The organism is Rhodovulum sp. PH10 (genome assembly GCF_000293785.1).
Taxonomy (GTDB): domain Bacteria; phylum Pseudomonadota; class Alphaproteobacteria; order Rhizobiales; family Xanthobacteraceae; genus Rhodoplanes.
Genome location: NZ_AKZI01000090.1, coordinates 23,671 through 42,023 on the forward strand (window position 1 = coordinate 23,671; position 18,353 = coordinate 42,023).

At 67.5% G+C, this 18,353-nt stretch carries 18 protein-coding genes; 8 read left to right on the forward strand and 10 right to left on the reverse strand.

Annotated elements, in window-relative coordinates; all coding sequences use genetic code 11:
• Nucleotides 1-13: 13 nt before the first annotated feature.
• From A33M_RS15045 to dnaG, 7 genes are all read right to left on the reverse strand, one after another.
• Entirely contained in the window at nucleotides 14-613 is a 600-nt protein-coding gene (locus tag A33M_RS15045; RefSeq protein WP_008388689.1) for a Uma2 family endonuclease, read from the reverse strand.
• 253 nt (nucleotides 614-866) lie between these two features.
• The gene (locus A33M_RS15050) at nucleotides 867-1,061 is read right to left on the reverse strand and encodes an integrase (protein WP_443213275.1); all 195 of its coding nucleotides are present in this window, start codon (nucleotides 1,059-1,061) and stop codon (nucleotides 867-869) included.
• Between the two features lie 5 nt (nucleotides 1,062-1,066).
• Nucleotides 1,067-1,291, reverse strand: coding sequence for a DUF1902 domain-containing protein (locus A33M_RS15055; RefSeq protein ID WP_008388693.1), 225 nt, complete (start codon nucleotides 1,289-1,291; stop codon nucleotides 1,067-1,069).
• Between the two features lie 142 nt (nucleotides 1,292-1,433).
• Nucleotides 1,434-1,700, reverse strand: coding sequence for a DUF2442 domain-containing protein (locus A33M_RS15060; RefSeq protein WP_008388695.1), 267 nt, complete (start codon nucleotides 1,698-1,700; stop codon nucleotides 1,434-1,436).
• Complete coding sequence (locus tag A33M_RS15065; RefSeq protein ID WP_008388697.1) at nucleotides 1,693-1,959, reverse strand: DUF4160 domain-containing protein; 267 nt, start codon at nucleotides 1,957-1,959, stop codon at nucleotides 1,693-1,695. The genes A33M_RS15060 and A33M_RS15065 overlap by 8 nt, the downstream gene beginning before the upstream one ends.
• A 127-nt stretch (nucleotides 1,960-2,086) precedes the next feature.
• Nucleotides 2,087-4,228 (reverse strand): RNA polymerase sigma factor RpoD, encoded by a 2,142-nt coding sequence (rpoD, locus tag A33M_RS15070; RefSeq protein ID WP_008388698.1) that lies wholly within the window; start codon nucleotides 4,226-4,228, stop codon nucleotides 2,087-2,089.
• 374 nt (nucleotides 4,229-4,602) lie between these two features.
• Nucleotides 4,603-6,576: a DNA primase gene (dnaG, locus tag A33M_RS15075; protein WP_008388699.1), complete on the reverse strand. Its 1,974-nt coding sequence runs from the start codon at nucleotides 6,574-6,576 to the stop codon at nucleotides 4,603-4,605.
• Between the two features lie 324 nt (nucleotides 6,577-6,900).
• Here dnaG and A33M_RS24675 point away from each other — a divergent pair, with 324 nt between their 5' ends.
• A complete protein-coding gene (locus A33M_RS24675; RefSeq protein WP_083850486.1) occupies nucleotides 6,901-7,473 on the forward strand; it encodes a BrnA antitoxin family protein in 573 nt (190 codons plus the stop codon).
• Between the two features lie 157 nt (nucleotides 7,474-7,630).
• Here the strand turns inward: A33M_RS24675 and hemG are convergent, their stop codons facing one another.
• Entirely contained in the window at nucleotides 7,631-8,176 is a 546-nt protein-coding gene (hemG, locus tag A33M_RS15085; protein WP_008388703.1) for a menaquinone-dependent protoporphyrinogen IX dehydrogenase, read from the reverse strand.
• A 133-nt stretch (nucleotides 8,177-8,309) separates the two neighbouring features.
• Nucleotides 8,310-8,762 (reverse strand): GatB/YqeY domain-containing protein, encoded by a 453-nt coding sequence (locus A33M_RS15090; RefSeq protein ID WP_008388704.1) that lies wholly within the window; start codon nucleotides 8,760-8,762, stop codon nucleotides 8,310-8,312.
• Between the two features lie 156 nt (nucleotides 8,763-8,918).
• Here A33M_RS15090 and carA point away from each other — a divergent pair, with 156 nt between their 5' ends.
• From carA to A33M_RS15115, 5 genes are all read left to right on the forward strand, one after another.
• On the forward strand, nucleotides 8,919-10,103 hold the full coding sequence (gene carA, locus A33M_RS15095) for a glutamine-hydrolyzing carbamoyl-phosphate synthase small subunit (RefSeq protein ID WP_008388705.1): 1,185 nt from the start codon (nucleotides 8,919-8,921) through the stop codon (nucleotides 10,101-10,103).
• 131 nt (nucleotides 10,104-10,234) lie between these two features.
• Complete coding sequence (locus tag A33M_RS15100; RefSeq protein ID WP_008388707.1) at nucleotides 10,235-10,843, forward strand: cupin domain-containing protein; 609 nt, start codon at nucleotides 10,235-10,237, stop codon at nucleotides 10,841-10,843.
• A gap of 213 nt (nucleotides 10,844-11,056) precedes the next feature.
• Nucleotides 11,057-12,070: a glycosyltransferase family 2 protein gene (locus tag A33M_RS15105; protein ID WP_008388708.1), complete on the forward strand. Its 1,014-nt coding sequence runs from the start codon at nucleotides 11,057-11,059 to the stop codon at nucleotides 12,068-12,070.
• Entirely contained in the window at nucleotides 12,067-13,641 is a 1,575-nt protein-coding gene (locus tag A33M_RS15110) for a glycosyltransferase family 39 protein (RefSeq protein ID WP_008388709.1), read from the forward strand. Before A33M_RS15105 ends, A33M_RS15110 begins: the two co-directional genes overlap by 4 nt.
• Nucleotides 13,638-14,357, forward strand: a complete 720-nt coding sequence (locus tag A33M_RS15115; RefSeq protein ID WP_008388710.1) for a class I SAM-dependent methyltransferase — start codon at nucleotides 13,638-13,640, stop codon at nucleotides 14,355-14,357. Before A33M_RS15110 ends, A33M_RS15115 begins: the two co-directional genes overlap by 4 nt.
• Before the next feature lie 346 nt (nucleotides 14,358-14,703).
• On the opposite strand, the gene A33M_RS15120 is transcribed toward A33M_RS15115, so the two are convergent.
• A complete protein-coding gene (locus tag A33M_RS15120; RefSeq protein WP_040620832.1) occupies nucleotides 14,704-15,243 on the reverse strand; it encodes a VOC family protein in 540 nt (179 codons plus the stop codon).
• Nucleotides 15,244-15,439: 196 nt separating this feature from the next.
• Here A33M_RS15120 and A33M_RS15125 point away from each other — a divergent pair, with 196 nt between their 5' ends.
• Nucleotides 15,440-16,459 carry a TRAP transporter substrate-binding protein gene (locus tag A33M_RS15125; RefSeq protein ID WP_008388712.1) on the forward strand — a complete coding sequence of 340 codons (1,020 nt, stop codon included), beginning with the start codon at nucleotides 15,440-15,442 and terminating at the stop codon, nucleotides 16,457-16,459.
• Nucleotides 16,460-16,466: 7 nt separating this feature from the next.
• Nucleotides 16,467-18,335, forward strand: coding sequence for a TRAP transporter large permease (locus tag A33M_RS15130; RefSeq protein ID WP_008388713.1), 1,869 nt, complete (start codon nucleotides 16,467-16,469; stop codon nucleotides 18,333-18,335).
• The last annotated feature ends 18 nt before the right edge of the window (nucleotides 18,336-18,353 follow it).

Here is an 18,353-nt window from a genome sequence, read left to right on the forward strand (position 1 = left end):
GAGGCAGGCGCCGTCAGCGCAGATCGAGCTCGGCGAGGCGGACTTCGAGCGAGGCGGCGACGAGCGGCACGAGCCGTTCGTCGGACGCTCGTTCGACGATCGAGCGATACCCCTCCGGCGTCGGCTCGCGATGGACGTGGGCGACCAGCCGCACGGCGTCGATCACCCACAACTCGGCGATGCCGAAGCCGGCATAGAGCGACGCCTTCAGGCCGAGATCGTAGCCGAGGCTCGAATCGGCGATCTCCACCACCAGCCTCGCCGTGCCGGCCGACAAACCCTTGATTCCGCTCGCCCTGGGATAAAAGACGAAATCCGGCTCGAGATAGGTGTCCGCGGTGAGCCGGAAGGTCGTCTCCGTGACCAGCATCAGGTCGTCCGGCAGCCGCCGCGCCCAGTGAACATTCAAGGCCGCCTTCAGCATCTCGTGCCGGTTGCCCTTGGACGCCATCGGCACGACCTCCCCACCGATCAGCTCGATGCGCTCGTCCTCGGCGATGATCCCCTTGGCCGTCATCTCCTCGATCTCGGCCACGGTGAAGCGCCGCCGCAGCAACCCCTCGGCGGCGGTGGTGGTGAGCGGCAGCCCGGGCGGACGAAAAGTTCCGTTCATGCGAGCCAGGGTAGCACGGCGGGCGGTGGGGAAGGAACCGGCCTCGATCTGCACGACCTCCGAGGCGAACCGACCTCCGGATGATCGGCGGGCGAGAGGTCGAGCGCGCTGTCCCGTAGGGTGGGCAGCGCGAAGCGCACCCACCGGCAGTCCGTCGCCCACCGACGCGCGCACCGCGTGGGCACGGCGCTTTCGCGCTTCTGCCCACCCTACTTCGACCTGTCACCGAAATCCCGGCGGTCGCGAGTGTCGCTCACGCGAAGAATGCCTTGACGACCAGCGCGACGACGCCGCCGAGAATGGTGCCGGTCATCCATTTCAGCACCAGAAGATCGGCATCGATCCGGGCGAACCGCGCCTCGTAATTCGCGACGGCCTCGGCTGCCCGGCGCGCTTTGTCCTCCGGCGCACCGGCCGCGACGAAGGCGTCGTAAACTTCCGAAATCATCGTGGTCACGGCAATGCTCCCGAGGCCCGTTCCGACCTACATGATCTGCACGACAGCGAGGCGGGATCGACGTCGGGCGAGAGGTCGAGCGCCATGGCGGAGATTTTCGCCATCAGTCCGTCGAGCGTCGGCGCGTCGGCGGCCGCCGGGATGTCGTCGCAGTGGCCGCTCCACACCGACGCCTCTGCGTCCCACACCGCAGAAATCGTGAAGATCACGGGCTTGGACATTTTCGACCCGCTTTCCCGTAGGGTGGGAAGCGCGAAGCGTGCCCACCGGCAGTCCGTCACCCCACCGACCGCGCACCGCGTGGCACGGCGCTTTCGCGCCTCTGCCCACCCTGCTTCGACTGAGCCAGGGCGTCGCTCGTCGTCACTCTGCCGCCGTCCGGGTCAGTTCTCCGGCCGCTGCCATGCGGTCGTGCAGCGCAATCGGGTCGAGATCGAAACCGTTCGGCCAGGAAAGCGCGCCCAGCTCGACGAACACGCGGGCGAAGAACGCCGGCTCCTTGAGGGGGCGCACCATCTCCCCGTCGCGCGCGACGGTCGACGAGAAGTCGTGCACGCCAGAGGAGCCGTCCGAAAAGCCGACGTGAAGCTTGAAACCACCGACCGCCTTCACCGAGACGACGTCAATCATCGGCGGGTCCTGGAATGCGGAAGCAGCGGCCGTCGGTTTGCGCATGTCGCCAGTTCTCCATCAACTCGGCTTGCCTGATCCGAACCCAGGACGTCACCAGCCTCGCCTGGCGTCGCGGCAGCCTGCCGCGAATGACCTCGCCGTCCGCGATCCGTACCAACGCTTTCATCTCGCCGTAGACCGCATGGACGTGCGGTGGATCGTGATCTTCGAAGAACATCTGAATGATGATGCCGTTGAAGATCGCGATGATCGGCATGACGGCCCGTCAGCGTAAGGCGGAATAGCGAAGCGCATTCCGCCATCCTCTTCGCCACCTCATCACGGCTGCGGAATACGTTGCGCTATTCCGCCCTACGCTGGTCCGCCCGACGAGCGCGGCGCCGTCAGTTGTCCAAGAAGCTCCGCAGCTTCCGGCTGCGCGACGGGTGCTTCAGCTTGCGCAGGGCCTTCGCCTCGATCTGGCGGATGCGCTCGCGGGTGACCGAAAACTGCTGGCCGACCTCCTCGAGGGTGTGGTCGGTGTTCATGCCGATGCCGAAGCGCATGCGCAGCACGCGCTCTTCGCGCGGCGTCAACGAGGCGAGCACGCGGGTCGTCGTCTCGCGGAGATTCGATTGGATCGCCGCGTCGATCGGCAGGATGGCGTTCTTGTCCTCGATGAAATCGCCGAGATGCGAATCCTCCTCGTCGCCGATCGGCGTCTCCAGCGAAATCGGCTCCTTGGCGATCTTGAGGACTTTTCTCACCTTCTCCAGCGGCATGCCGAGCTTCTCGGCCAGCTCTTCCGGGGTCGGCTCGCGGCCGATCTCGTGCAGCATCTGGCGCGAGGTGCGGACGATCTTGTTGATCGTCTCGATCATGTGGACGGGAATGCGGATGGTGCGCGCCTGATCGGCGATCGAGCGGGTGATCGCCTGCCGGATCCACCACGTGGCGTAGGTCGAGAACTTGTAGCCGCGGCGGTACTCGAACTTGTCGACCGCTTTCATCAGGCCGATATTGCCCTCCTGGATGAGATCCAGGAACTGCAGGCCGCGATTGGTGTATTTCTTGGCGATCGAGATCACCAGGCGAAGGTTCGCCTCGACCATCTCCTTCTTCGCCTGACGCGCCTCGCGCTCGCCCTTCTGCACCATGTGGACGATGCGGCGGAACTCGAGAATCTCGAGGCCGGTCTCGGCGGCGAGCGCCTGGATGTCGCCGCGGATTTCCTTGATCAGATCCTTTTCACGCGCGACGAAATTCTTCCACCCCCGCGCGGAAAGCTTGGAGACGCGGTTGAGCCAGCGCGGATCGAGCTCGGAGCCGAGATAGTTGCGCAAGAAATCCTCGCGCTGCACGGCGTGGCTCTCGGCGAGCCGCATCAGCCGGCCCTCGTAGCCGACCAGGCGCTTGTTGATGTCGTAGAGCTGCTCGACCAGCGAATCGATGCGGGCCTGATTGAGCCGCAGCGACTTCACCTCGGCGATCAGCTCCTCTTTCAGCTTCTTGTACTTGCGCTCCTGAGCGGGAGAGAGCGACTCGTTCTTGAGCTTCGATTCGACGTTCTGGTCCTGCAGCCGGCGCAGCTTCTTGTAGGTGTCGGCGACGATGTCGAAGGTTTCCAGCACCTTCGGCTTCAGCTCGGCCTCGATCGCGGCGAGCGACATGGAGTTCTCCATGTCCTCCTCGTCGATCTCGCCTTCCGGCATCGCGGCTTCGCCGTCCTCCTCGCCGCCGCTGCGGGCGGCGCCACGCGCCGGCTTGGCGGCGGCGGGTGCGGGCTTGGCGACGGGGGCAGCGGGGGCGACCGGCGGGGCCTCGACCGGCTCGTCGCCGTCGGTCTCGGCATCGGTCTCGCCGTCCTCGCTGGCGCCGGCGGAGGCGCCGCCGCCCTTCGACTCGGGCCCGGCATAGGTCGCCTCGAGGTCGATGATGTCGCGCAGGAAGACCTTTCCGGCGTTCAGCTCGTCGCGCCAGATGATGATCGCCTGGAAGGTGAGCGGGCTCTCGCACAGGCCGGCGATCATCGCCTCGCGGCCGGCCTCGATCCGCTTGGCGATGGCGATCTCGCCCTCGCGCGACAGGAGCTCCACCGAGCCCATCTCGCGCAGATACATGCGGACGGGATCGTCGGTGCGCTCGCCGGGCTCGGAGCGCTCGGTCTTGGCGGGGGTGGCGCGGGTGACCTCGATCAGCTCGCCGTCCGACTCGTCGTCGTCGTCGTGCGCGTCCTCACCGGCCTCTTCCTCGCCGTGCTCCTCCTGCTCGACGACATTGATGCCCATCTCGTTGAGCATCGCAAAGATGTCCTCGATCTGGTCGGAGGTCACCTCCTCGGAGGGCAGCACGGCGTTGATCTGGTCGTGGGTGACGTAACCGCGCTTCTTGGCGAGGCGAATCATCTTGCGGACGGCGGCGTCCGACAGGTCGAGCAGCGGCAGCGGCGTGTCGGGAGTCTCGGGGGTCTGCGTCTCGGTGCCCTCGGCCGCCTTGTCCTTCACGACCTTGTCCTTGCCGGCCGTTTTCGTCTTGATGGTCGCCATGAGTTCTCCTGGAGCCGCGCTCTCGCCCACGCCGCACGGTGCCGCCGGCCAAAAAAGGGCAGCGTCGCCGCCGCCCGTCCGTCCCGATCCGGCCGCTCGCCGTCCCGTCCCCGCTCTCGCCCCCGGACCCGCCCGGTCGCTCGCGCGGACGGTACCGGCCTGAAACAAACACCCCGACCGCTTCGCCGTGCGGGTCGCCACCCGCCCGAGACGCCCCCGGCGCCCCGCCTCCCGCCCCGCGGTCCAGGGCGGGCTCGGCCGCAATTCTCGAATCCCGGCGCGGTTATCGCGCGCACTCGTTCGTTTTTCGTTTCGCGCCGCTTTTTTCGTTCCGCGCGTCGCGCCTCGCCTTCGTCGCGGACGGATCCGCCGGCCTAGATGCCGCGCGCCGGCCGACCCGACAGCGTCCCGAACCCCTCGATCGAGGCCTCGGTGCCTTCGATCGCCGCCAGCCGGTCCTGAACGTCGCGCAGCCACGCATAATTGCGCTCGCTCGGCTCGTCCCCCAGCGCGCGCTCGGCCTCTTTCAGCTCCCTATTTAGCGTTCGGTTCTTGTGATGCAAGGTTAGAACATGGCGCCACCATGGCCGCACGTCTTCCGGAGCGGCGTCGGCGCGCGCCTCCCAGTCGGCCGTGTGGGTGATCGCCGCCTCGATCCGCTCGAGCACGGGGCCGAGATCGCGCGCGCGGATCGCCGCCCGCAGGCTCTCGGAATCGAGGTCGTGGCCGAGCGAGACGGCGTCGAGGATCGCCCGGCGCAGCCGGTCGGCATCGGGGTGGGCAAGATCGAGCGCCGCGAACGCCTCGGCATCGCGGTCGAGCAGCCAGGGGTGGTTGAGAACCGCAATCACCAGCAGCGCCTCACGCGGCGGCAGCATCGCCCGCACGCCGCGCACCAGCGGGCTGGTGGAGAGCCGCGGGCTGTGCCCGACGAACCGCTCCGCCGGCCGCGCAGCCCCCGCTCCCCGCGCAAAGCCGTTGCGCGCAAAATTTTTCTGGCCGGAAAAGCGCCCCTTTCCGCCGAACGCGTCACGCGCGCCGAACCCGTTCCGCGCCCCGAAACCGCCCGGCGGGCCAGACGGCGCGGTCAGCCCGCGCAAACGGGCGGTCAAATCCTCCCGGTAGTATTTCCTCACCCCCTCGTGGGCGATCTCGCCGAGCAGGGTCGATATGCGCGCCTCGAGGCCGGCGCGACGTTCCGGCGTGTCGAAGGTGCCGGCCTCGGTCTCGCGCATCCACAAAACTTCGGCGAGCGGCTGGGCACTGGCGAGAACGTCCGCCATCGCCGCCGGGCCGCTGGCGCGGATCAGGTCGTCGGGGTCGTGGCCCTGCGGCAGGGTGGCGAAATAGAGGCTCTTGCCCGGTTGCAAGAGCGGCAATGCGAGATCGACCGCGCGAAACGCGGCGCGCCGGCCGGCCGAATCACCGTCGAAGCACAGCAAGGGCTCGTCGGCGATCTTCCACATCACCGCGAGCTGGTCGGGCGTCAGCGAGGTGCCGAGCGGCGCCACCGTGCCAGGGAAGCCGGCGGTGACCATCGCGATGACGTCGACATAGCCCTCGACCCCGATCAGCTGCGCGCCTTTGTGAACCGCCTCGCGCGCCGCCGCCCCGTTGTAGAGCAGCCCGCCCTTGTGGAAGAGCGACGTCTCCGGCGAGTTGAGGTATTTGGCCGACACGTCCTTGTCGAGCGCCCGCCCGCCGAACGCGACGATCCTCCCGCGCAAATCGCCGATCGGGAAGATCACGCGGTCGCGGAAGCGGTCGTACGGCACCGGGATGTCGTCGCCGGCGACCAGCAGCCCCGCCTCCACCATGTCCTCGACCGAGACGCCCTGCCCGCCCAGATGCTCCTTCAGCGCGAAACGGTCGGGCGGCGCATACCCGATGCGGAATTTCACCTGGGTGGCGGGGTCCAGCCCCCGGTCGGCGAGATAGCCGCGGGCGCGGGCGCCGGCCCGCGTGGCGAGCGTCGCCTCGAAGAATTGTGCCGCGAGCTCCACCACCTCGAGCAGCGTGCGACCGTGCTTCGCCTGCCGCGCCGCCTCGGGCGAGGATTTGGGCATCGGCATGCCGGCCTGCTGGGCCAGACGCTCGACCGCCTCCGGGAACGACAAGCCCTCGGTCGCCATCACGAAGTCGAAGATGGTGCCGTTCTTGCCGGACGAGAAGTCGAACCACATCCCCTTCGAATCGTTGACGAAAAACGAGGGGGTCTTCTCCTTGTTGAAGGGCGAGAGGCCCTTCCACTCGCGCCCCGCCTTCTTCAGCTTGACGCGCCGACCCACCACCTCCGAGACCGGCAGGCGGGCGCGCAGATCGTCCAGGAACTCGGGCGGGAATCGCATGGTGATTCGCGAGCCTATGGGACCGGTGCCGCGAATGTAAGGCGACCGTGACGCATTGCGGCCGCCCGGAGGCGGCGGGCGGCGTTGTCCCGGATATCCACAGGGAAGTGGCGAGTAGGATGGGCAAAGCGAAGCGTGCCCATCTGCGAGTGGCGAGTGGCGAGTGGCGAGTGGCGAGTCACCTCCCTGGACAGGCGCCACATACAGATGTATATACACTATAGCAACCAATGCGACAACCCGCACGTTTCAAACGGACGTTGATCGCGTTATATTTTCTATGAAGAAATTTTTATCATGAGGTGCGTTTTCGGATGAATTGTCATGCTCGAGGATTCGTTTGAAAATTTGGTCGGACGGATCGACGACTTCGATTGGAACCCTGGAAAAGCCGAAAAGAACAGACGAAAACACGGGATAGACTTCGAGGACGCGATCGGGATTTTCTATGGACCGACTTTTCTTCACCGGTCGGACCGAAACGAGGAGGCGCGATGGAAAGCGATCGGGAAACGGAAGGCCGCGTTCTCGCCGTGGTGTTCACGTGGCGAAATGCGTCCGTCCGTGTCATCTCGGCACGCTGCGCGCGAAGAGATGAGCGACGAGCCTATCATCAAGCGAAAATGGGGAGATCGTCGAAAGGGACGGACTGACTGGGCCGCCGTCGACGCTCTCACCGACGAAGAGATTGGCGAGGCCGTGCGCAACGACCCCGATGCAGTGCCGCTCGACGTCGACTGGTCGAAGGCCGTTCTCGCGGAGCCGCCGAAAAAGACCGCGATCTCGATCCGGCTCGACGACGACGTGCTCGACTTCTTCAAGTCGGAAGGACCGGGCTATCAGCGGCGGATCAATGCGGTGTTGCGGTCGTTCATGGACCAGAAGAAGCGGGCATAGCAGGCGAGGAACAGGCGAGGAGCGGCCCTATTCGCTCTCCTTTCTCGCCACTCGCTATTCGCCACTCGCAACTCCCTCTTCGCCGAACGGTGGGCACGCTCCGCCCACCCCACTCGGTACTCGCACTCGCTACTCCCTATTCGCCACTCGCCACTCGCTACTCGCCCTTCTCCGCCCCCGAAATCTCCGCGAGCTTGGCGGCGAAGGCGTCGACCCGGTCCCACTGGGTGTACTCCACCACCGTGCTCGGGTCGGTCGGGCCGCCGGTGATCAGCATGATGAAGCGGATGGCGAGCTTGTCGAGAAAGCCGTAGCGCGGATAGTCGAGCCGGCCGGCAAAGGCGGCGGCGACCGCCGGCTTCAGCTCGTTCACCGCGATCAGCTTGCGCAGATAGACATTGCCCTCGGCAGTGTCCTTGCCCGGCTTTCGCGCGGTGAGGTTGACCGAGGCGAGCGCCAGCGGCGGCGGCCGGTCGAGCGAGCGAAACATCTCGACGAACTGCAGCCCCTCCGGAAGGTGCTTGCCGTAGCGGATCGACAGCACCGCGACCACCAGCTTCGCCGCGGCCAGCTTCTCGGCGCTCGGCGGATCGGCGGCGAGGTCGACCGGCGTCGCGGCGATGCCGCGCGCGGCCAGCCGGCCGGCGATGTGGGCGGCGATCTTGCGGGACTGCCCGTCTCGGGACGCGTAATAAATCTGCATCGGCACTCTCGAAATATCGGGCTGCGCATCCGGGCCCCCGCCCGCCGGAGGAGGCCCCGAAACCGCCCGCTGAAAATCGTCCGCCGTCCCCGTCCGAAAGCCCGGAACGGGCCGGATAGCCGACGGTCGTATGCTACTTTAGCAGGGTCTTCACCAGTCCGCTCGCCTTGGCGACGTCGAGTTTTCCCGCATGGCGCTCTTTCAGCGCGGCCATGACCTTACCCATGTCCTTCATGCCGGAGGCGCCGAGATCGGCGATCACCGCCTTGGCGGCGGCTTCGGTTTCGGCCTCCGACAGCGGCTGCGGCAGATAGCCGGCGATCACCGCGATCTCCTCGCGCTCCTGCGCGGCGAGCTCGGGCCGGCCGCCCTTCTCGTAGAGCTCGACCGATTCCTGGCGCTGCTTGATCATCTTCTGCAGGACGGCCATGACCTCGTCGTCGCCGAGCGGCCCCTTGCCGGCGCCGCGCGCCTCGATGTCGGCGTTCTTCAGGGTGGAGTTGACCAGCCGCAACGTCCCGACCCGGCGCGCATCGTGCGCCTTCATGGCCTCCTTCAGGGCCGCATTGATGTCGTCGCGCAGCATCGTCCGTCCTCGTGCACATGCGGCCCGCGAGGCCGAGACCTCGGGCCGCCCACCCTTGCTTCGGCGCTCTTTATACGCAAATAAGGCGGGACGGCCAGCGCCCGCCGGCATCCCCGATCCGGCACCCCGCGGCCGACCACCTCAGCGGAACGCACCATGTCCTCGACCGAAACTTTTTGGGCGGAGCCCAAGCCCACCGCCCTGCTCGTGCTCGCCGACGGCACCGTGATCGAGGGGTTCGGCCTCGGCGCCGAGGGCCGCGCGGTCGCCGAGGTGTGCTTCAACACCGCCATGACGGGTTACGAGGAGATCCTCACGGACCCGTCCTATGCCGGCCAGATCATCACCTTCACGTTCCCCCACATCGGCAATGTCGGGACCAACGAGGAGGACATCGAGAGCGTCAACATGGCGGCGACGCCGGGCGCCTGCGGGGTGATCCTGCACGCGGCGATCACCCGCCCGTCGAATTTTCGCGCGACGCGTCACCTCGATGCATGGCTGAAGGCGCGCAACATCATCGGGCTCGGCGGCATCGACACCCGCGCGCTGACCGGCCTGATCCGCGCCAAGGGCATGCCGAACGCGGTGATCGCCCATGCGCGCGACGGCAAGTTCGACCTCGATGCCCTGAAGAAGGAGGCCGCCGCCTGGCCGGGCCTGGTCGGGATGGATCTGGTGCCGCAAGTCACCTCCGGCCAGCGCTTCACCTGGACCGAGACCGAATGGGTGTGGGGCCAGGGTTATGGCCGCCAGGAGAACCCGGACCTGAACGTGGTCGCGATCGATTACGGCATCAAGCGCAACATTCTGCGGCTCTTGGCCGGGATCGGCGCCAACGTCACCGTGGTGCCGGCCACCACCGCCGCCGAGGACATTTTGGCGCTGAAGCCCGACGGCGTGTTTCTCTCCAACGGCCCGGGTGACCCGGCGGCCACCGGAAAGTATGCCGTGCCGGTGATCGAGGCGCTGATCGAGAAGGACATCCCGACCTTCGGCATCTGCCTCGGGCACCAGATGCTCGGGCTCGCGGTCGGCGGCACCACCAAGAAGATGCACCAGGGCCACCACGGCGCGAACCATCCGGTGAAGGACCTCGAGACCGGCAAGGTCGAGATCACCTCGATGAACCACGGCTTTGCGGTCGACCGCGACAGCCTTCCGGGCAACGTCAAGGAGACCCACGTGTCGCTGTTCGACGGCTCGAACTGCGGGCTGGCGATGACCGACCGGCCGGTGTTTTCCGTGCAGTACCACCCCGAGGCCTCGCCCGGCCCGCGCGACAGCCACTATCTTTTCCGGCGTTTCGCCGGGCTGATGCGCGACCGAAAGAGCGCCTGAGGCGGGGCACGCGTCCTGGGCGGTGGTATCTCGCGGGGCCAATTGAACCGACCGGCTTAAGCCGGATTTAAGCCCTGAACCGCACATTGGCACCACGCGCGCCGGGGTCGCCCGGCGGCCAGGATGGACTCATGCAGGCACGAAACACCCGAGCCGCCCCGGAGACCCACAAATTCTCCGACGACGGATCGATCCCCAACAACCCGATCCTGTCCTTCGTGGTCTTCCGCAACGCGATCGACCTGCGCGGCTCGCCGGACCACGAGGCGGTGATCGAGAAGACCTTTCTCCGCCACGGCTGGGTCGGCACCTGGCGCAACGGCGTCTATCCTTACGTGCATTATCATTCCCGCATCCACGAGGTGATGGGCATCGCCCGCGGCCGCGCGCGGGTGCAGTTCGGCGGCGAGCACGGCGCCGAGATCGACCTCAAGGTCGGCGACGTCGTCGTGCTGCCGGCCGGCACCGGCCACCAGCGGCTGTGGCAGACGCCCGACCTCGTGGTGGTCGGCGCCTACCCGCCGAGCGGCCGCTTCGATCTCTGCCGCGGCACCCCGGCCGAGCACGACCGTGCCGTCGCGGCGATCCGCGAGGTGCCGCTGCCGACCACCTGTCCGGTGCGCGGCAAGGCCGGGCCGCTGGTGAAGCTGTGGACCGCCGAGGCGGAGGCCGCGGCACACCTGTCGACGGCCGAGGCCACGTCGCAAGGCGAGCCGGGGCGCGACGAGGACGCCGCCTGAGCGGGCGCCCAAAAGCCCGCTCCGCTCTCTCCGTCGACCAATTCCACGCACGCGGAAAAACCGTATCCTGCCGCGCGGCGCGCGGCCCGGCGCCGCGGCGAAAGCAAATCTCGCGCCCGCCCTGCGCTTGATTCTCGCTCCCGAGTGTGGCCTGACACGTCCGCCGGCCACCGGGTGGCCGGAGCGAAGACGGGGGTATCGAGGGTGTCGGCGGTGTCGGATCGGTGGGAGACGGAGCGGCCGCTCCTCTCGGTCGTGCTGCCGGCCTACAACGAGGCCGGCAATGTCGGCCCGATGGCCGAGCGGCTCGCCGAGATTCTGGCGCCGATCGGCTCCTACGAGATCGTGTTCGTCGACGACTGCTCGAAGGACGCCACCCTCGCCACCCTGCGCCGGCTGGCCGCCGACGACCCGCACGTCCGTTACGTCTCCTTCACCCGCAATTTCGGCCACCAGTCGGCCCTGCGGGCGGGCCTGCGCCACGCGCGCGGCGACGGCGTGGTGCTGATGGACTGCGACTTCGAGCACCCGCCCGAGCTGATCCCCGAGATGATCGCGGCGTGGCGCGGCGGGGCAAAGATCGCCGCCGGGCAGCGCGAATCCTCGCCCGAGATCTCGTTTCGCAAGCGGTTCACCTCGAACCTCTATTATCGCGTGCTCGACGCCATCGGCGACGTGCGCATCGAGCCCGGCAGCGCCGACTTTCTGCTGCTCGACCGGCAGGTGGTCGACATCCTCAACGGCTTCGACGACCACGACGTCTTTCTGCGCGGGCTGGTGCGGTGGCTCGGCTTCCCGCTGGTGAAGGTGCCGTACCACCAGGGCGTGCGCAGCGAGGGCCAGTCGAGCTACACGCTGCGGCGGATGATCGACCTCGCGATCAGCGGCATCATCGCCCACAGCGTGCGGCCGTTGCGCATCGCCATCCATCTCGCGCTGATCTTCGCCTTCATCGGGCTGTTGCTGCTCGTCTACTCGGTCGTCAGCTTCCTGTGGATCGGCCACACGGTGGCCGGCTGGACCTCCACCATGTCGGCGATCGCCATTCTCGGCGCCGGCCAGTTCCTGGTGCTCGGCATCATCGGCGAGTATGTCGGGCGGGTGTTGCGCGAAACCCGCAAATGGCCGTCCTTCCTGATCGCCGAGACGGAGGCGGACACGCCGGCCGCCCACCCGGAGACCCTGCCGAGCAGCCTTGCGGCCCGCCGGCACGCCAACGAGCCATGAGCACCACGATTCCGACGAGCCGCCGCACCGCGAGCCCCTCGCGGGCGATCGGCGCCTTTCTCGACCATGCCGACGACGGCCGCGCGACCGCGCTGCTGCTCGCGCTGTTCGTCGTCGCCTGGACCGCGTTCCAGGTGATCTCCTATGCCTCGCTCGACCTCCATCCCGATCTCGTCGAGGTTTTTGCCTGGAGCCGGCATCCGAGCCCCGGCTACTACAAGCATCCGCCGCTCGGCGCGCTGATGGCGGCCGGCTGGTTCTCGATCTTCCCGATCGCCGACTGGGCGTTCCATCTCCTGGCGATGGTCAATGCGGCGCTGGCGCTGTTCATCGTCGACCGCATCGCCCGCCGATCCGTGTCCGGCGACAAGCGCGTGCTGGTGCTGCTCTTCCTGCTGCTGACGCCGTTCTATCAGTTCCACGGCCAGCGCTTCGGCTCCAACCAGACGCTGCTCGCCACCTGGCCGCTGGTCGTGCTGTGCTTCCTGCGCGCCTTCGAGACCCGCACCGTGATGTGGTCGATCGCGGCGGGCGCCGCCTGCGCGCTCGCCATGCTCGGCAAGTACTACTCGATCTATCTGATCGTCAGCCTACCGCTCGCGGTGCTGCTGCACCCGGCGCGCTGGGACTATCTGAAGTCGCGCTCGCCCTGGATCTCGGTCGCCGCCGGGCTCGCGGTCTTGTCGCCGCATCTGTGGTGGCTGGTCGCGACCGGCTTCCAGCCATTCGACTACGCCTATGCCGTGCACGGCGGCGCGACGCTCGGCGCCATTCTCTCCAAGGCCGTGTCGTACCTCGCCGGCGGCATCGGCTACGTGGCGGTGCCGCTGATCGTCTGGCTCCTGGTGGTGCGACCGAGCCTCGCCACCATCCGAAAGACCTTTCGGCCGGACGAGCCCGACCGCCGCCTGCTGGTGAACCTGTTGGCGCTGCCGCTGCTGATCCCGGCGATCACCGCCCCCTTCGTCGGGGTCGAGCTGACGCCCTTGTGGACCATGCAGGCCTGGTTCCTGCTGCCGATCGTGCTGCTGGCGCCGCCCGAGGCGATCGTCGCCCGCAAGGACGCCGTGCGCGTCACCGCCGTGGTCGCCGTCCTCACGCTGGTCGTGCTGCTCGCCTCGCCGGTGATCGCGCTGGTGCGCCACCTGCAGGGCAACAAGGAAGGCCGCGCCTACTACACGCCGCTCACCGAAGCGGTCGACCGCGAATGGCGGGCGGTGACGGCGCGAAAGCTCTCGGTGGTGATGGGCGACGCCGATCTCGGCGCGGCGATCGGCTTCTACCATCCCGACCACCCCGATTCGGTGCCCGGCTTCACCCTCGACCCGACCCCGTGGATCGAGCCGACACGGCTGGTGATCGACGGCTTCGTCGCGGTCTGCCGCATCGACGACGGATTCTGCCGCGCCGGCCTGACCGCGATCGCCGGCGCCGAGCCGCGTGCGCCGGTGGTGGTGCGCGAGGTGTCGGTCACCAGGACCTTCCTCGGCTTCACCACGCCGCCGGCCGCCTATCGCGTGCTGATCGTGCCGCCGCGGGCGGGCACCACCGAGGAGCGAGGCACGCCATGACCGCCATCCGCGACTGGGTCGCCTTCTGGGACAACCCGCATTCGATCTATGTGAACGCGCGTCATGCCGACGTGCACTATCGCGACATCGCGACCGCGATCGTCGGCTACCTGCCGGGACCGAACGCGCGCGTGCTCGATTTCGGCTGCGGCGAGGCCTTGCACGCCGATCTGGTGGCGGCAAAGGCCGGATCGCTGGTGCTGAGCGACGCCGCGCCGCGCGTGCGCGAGCACCTCGCCAGCCGCTTCGCGGCCGTGCCGAACATCGCCGTGGCGAGCCCCGAGGAGCTGCGGGGGCGGCCGGCCGCCGCGTTCGACCTGATCGTCGCCAACTCGGTGGTGCAGTATCTCGACCGCCAGAACCTCGACGGCCTGCTCGCCGAGTGGCGCCGCCTGCTCGCCCCCGGCGGCACGCTGATCGTCGCCGACGTGATCCCGCCGGACGTCGGCGCGGTGAGCGACCTTCTCGCGCTGCTGCGCTATGCCGGGAAGAACGGCTTTCTCGTCGCGGCCTTGGTCGGCGTCGCCCGCACGGCGGTCTCGCCCTACCGAAAGCTGCGCTCGACGCTCGGCATCGCCCGCTACACCGAGCCCGAGTTCTTCGCGATTCTGGACCATGCCGGCTTCACGGCGCAAAAGCTCGCGAAGAACATGGAGCACAACCCCGCCCGCCTGAGCTTTTCCGCACGGGCGAAGGAGACGGCGGCGGGGCGGTGATCGGGCTGACCCGTCGGGGCACGGCCGACGCTCCGGACGAGGCGGGGCTCCCTCTCCCCGCACGCGGACTACGGGATGCACACATCCTCGAATACGGCGAGTTCTCAATGGGAATCGTGAACGCTTCCAAGAACTCCTCCGTCATCGCCGGGCTTCGACCCGGCGATCCATCAACCTGAACAAATAGTCCTTTTGATCTTGATGGATGCGCGGGTCGGAGCCCGCGCATGACGGATGAACGCATCCGGGGCGATGTGTGCATGCTCTAGCCCGCACGCGGGGAGAGGTGAAGACATCGGGTCGATGGCCCGATCCACGCTCGGATGGACCTCGTCCCGGCCCGACCCTACATCTTCGACAGATCGGGGAACGGGCGGATCGGGTCGCGGCCGTCCCAGCCCTCCGACGCCTTGCGGATCGTCTCGAACAGCCGCCCCTTCGGCCCCGACACCTCGGACAGCTCGATCACCGTGCCGGGGTGGATCTCGCAGTCGAAATAGACGTAGCGGCCGTTCGCGCCGACCTCGCCGCCCATGCCGACCGTCATGCCCGCCGCCTTCGCCGCCGCCATGTGCGCGTCGAACGTCGTCGTCCAATAGGCGAAGTGCTGCACGCCGATGCGGCCGGCCTTCAGAAAATCGAGATACATCGAGGGCGCGTCGTTGCGCTGCTGCACCAGCTCCATCTGCACGAAGCCGGAATTGGCGAGCGCCACCGAGCGCTCGATCGGCGACGGCTTCCCTTTGTAGTAGAAGTTCTGGTCGACGATCTTCTCGGCATAGAACCACGGCCCGATGCCGAGCTTCTCCGCCCAGTCGCGCATCGCGGTCTCGATGTCGTCGACCACGTAGCCGATCTGGCGCACTTCCCCGAACAGCCTGCTCATCGTCCTGCGGGCCCCCTTCGTCCCGTTCCGTCGCGGCGCCCAGCGGGTGCGCCGAAGGCGCGCATCCTGCCCCCGCCGGGGCGTCCGCTCATCCGTTTCTCTACGAATAGAACATCGGTAGACACACTCCATACCAAAAAGTATGTTACGAAACCATCCTAGAACCCACGCAGAACCGATCTGGGAGTGACTCTGGATGCCCGACCTCAGCCGACGCCGCCTCCTCGCCACCGCCGCTCTGGCGGTGCCCGCAGTACTCGCGATGCCGCACGTGCGCGCGAAGGCGCGCTCCAAGTTCGTCTACAAGTACGGCAACAATCTCCCGCTCACGCATCCGCTGAACGTGCGCGCCGCCGAGGCGGCCGCCAAGATCAAGACGGAGACCGAGGGCGCGCTCGACATCCGCATCTTCCCGAACAATCAGCTCGGTGGCGACACCGACATGCTCAATCAGGTGCGTTCCGGCGCGCTCGACTTCTTCACGCCGTCGGCGCTCGTCATCGCCACGCTGGTTCCCGCCGCGCCGATCAATGCGGTCGGCTTCGCCTTCCCGAGCTACGAGCGGGTATGGGCGGCGATGGACGGCGATCTCGGCGGCTTCATCGGCGAGGAGATCGAGAAGTCCGGCCTGCACATGATGCGCAAGGTGTGGGACAACGGCTTCCGTCAGCTCACCACCTCCGGCAAGCCCGTGGTGACGCCCGACGATCTCGCCGGCATCAAAATCCGCGTGCCGGTGAGCCAGCTCTCGATCAGCCTGTTCCAGGCCCTCGGCGCCGCGCCGACCTCGATGCAGTTCTCCGAGGTGTACACCGCGCTGCAGACGAAAATCGTCGACGCCCAGGAAAATCCGCTGCCGATCATCCAGACCGCGAAGCTCTTCGAGGTCCAGAAATACGGCATGCTGACCAATCACATCTGGGACGGCTATCTGTTCGTCGCCTCCGGAAAAACCTGGTACCGGCTGCCGAAGGACATCCAGGCGATCGCCGAGAAGACGCTGAACGACTGCGGCATGGAGCAGCGCGACGACATCGCCAAGCTGAATGCCTCCGTCCAGGCCGACCTCGAGGCCAAGGGCATGGTGTTCAGCAAGCCCGACCCGGCGCCCTTCCGCGAAGCGCTCGCGAAGGCCGGTTTCTATGTTCAGTGGAGGGAGAAGTTCGGTGACGCCGCTTGGACCCGCCTCGAAAAATACGTCGGCAAGCTCGGCTGACGCGATCATGACCAGCCCGTCGGACCAGACGTCCGGCGGGCTCGCCGCCCTGAAGGCCGCCTGCGGCCGCCTCGAACGCGCGATCGCGTTCGCCACGGAAGTTCCCGGGGCGATCCTGGTGGTGGTCGAGGTGATCGTGCTGTTCACCGGCGTCGCCTTCCGCTACGGGCTGCACAGCCCGCTGGTGTGGTCGGACGAGCTCGCCTCCATCCTGTTTCTGTGGCTGTGCATGCTGGGCGCGGTGGTCGCCCAGCACAAAGGCGGCCACATGCGCCTCACTGTCGTCGCATCGCTGCTGCCGCAGCCGTGGCGCGACCGCATCGAGACGTTCTCCGCGACCGCGGTGATTCTGTTTCTCGCACTGCTGCTCGAGCCCGCCTGGGAGCACGCCGTCGATCAGATGATGATCACGACACCGGCGCTGCAGGTGCCCGATACCGTGCGCTCCGCCGCAATCCTCACCGGCCTCACGCTGATGCTGATCGTCGCGCTCCTGCAGCTCGTGCAGCGGGCGAAGCTCTTGGATCTCGCCTTCTCGGTCGGCATCGTCGTCGCCTGCGGCGTTCTCCTGCAGGTGTTTCTCCCGCAGCTCGAGGACATGGAGAACTGGAATCTCCTGGTGTTCTTCGGCTTCGGCGTGCTGGTGCTGGTGCTCGGCGGCGCGCCGATCGCCTTCGCCTTCGGACTGTCGACCGTCGTCTATCTCGAATTCATGACCTACATGCCGATGAGCATCGTGATCAGCCGCATGGACGAGGGCATGTCGACCTTCGTGCTGCTGTCGATCCCGCTGTTCGTGCTGCTCGGCCTGTTGATCGAGATGACCGGGCTCGCCGCGGTGCTGGTGAAGCTTCTCAGCTCGCTGGTCGGCCACTTCAAGGGCGGCCTCTCCTACGTGCTGATCGGCGCGATGTATCTCGTCTCCGGCATCTCCGGCTCGAAGGCCGCCGACATGGCGGCGATCGCCCCGGTGCTGCTGCCGGAGATGCAGCGGCGCGGCAAGGAGCCGGGTGAGCTGATCGGCCTTCTGTCCTCCTCCGCGGCGATGGCCGAGACCATTCCGCCGTCGATCGTGCTGATCACGGTCGGCTCGGTCACCGGCGTGTCGATCGCCGCGCTGTTCACCGGCGGCCTGTTGCCGGCGGCGGTCGGCGCGGTCGGCCTGGTGCTGGTCGCCTGGTTCCGCTCGCGGCGTGAGGACGTGTCGGAGGCCGTCAAGGCGTCGGGCAAGGAGGTGCTGAAGACGTTCGTCGCGTCGGTCCCAGCGCTCGCGCTCCTGGTGCTGATCCGCTGGGCGGTGGTGTCGGGCGTCGCGACGGCGACCGAGGTCTCCACCATCGGCGTCGTCTACACCGTGCTGGTCGGCATCCTGCTCTACCGTCACTTCCCGCTGAAGCGGGTGTGGCCGATGCTGTGCGACACGCTCGCGCTGTCGGGCGCGATCATGATCATTCTCGGCACCGCGACGGCGATGGCCTGGGCGCTCACCCAGTCCGGCTTCTCGCAGCAGCTCGCGCACGGCATGGCGCACATGCCGGGCGGGGCGACCGGCTTCGTCGCGCTGTCGATCGTGGTGTTCGCCATTCTCGGCTGCGTGCTGGAGGGTATCCCGGCGATCGTGGTGTTCGCCCCCTTGCTGTTCCCGATCGCGCACGAGCTCGGCATCGAGCCGATCCACTACGCGATCATGATGGTGCTCTCGATGAGCCTCGGCCTGTTCACGCCGCCGCTCGGCATCGGCTTCTATCAGGCCTGTGCGATCGGCCGGGTGGAGCCGGACAAGGCGATGCGGGCGATCTGGCCCTACATGGCCGCGCTCCTGATCGCCGCGATCATCGTCGCCGCGGTGCCCTGGCTCGCGACGCCGCATTTTTGAACATTTTCTGAAGGCTTC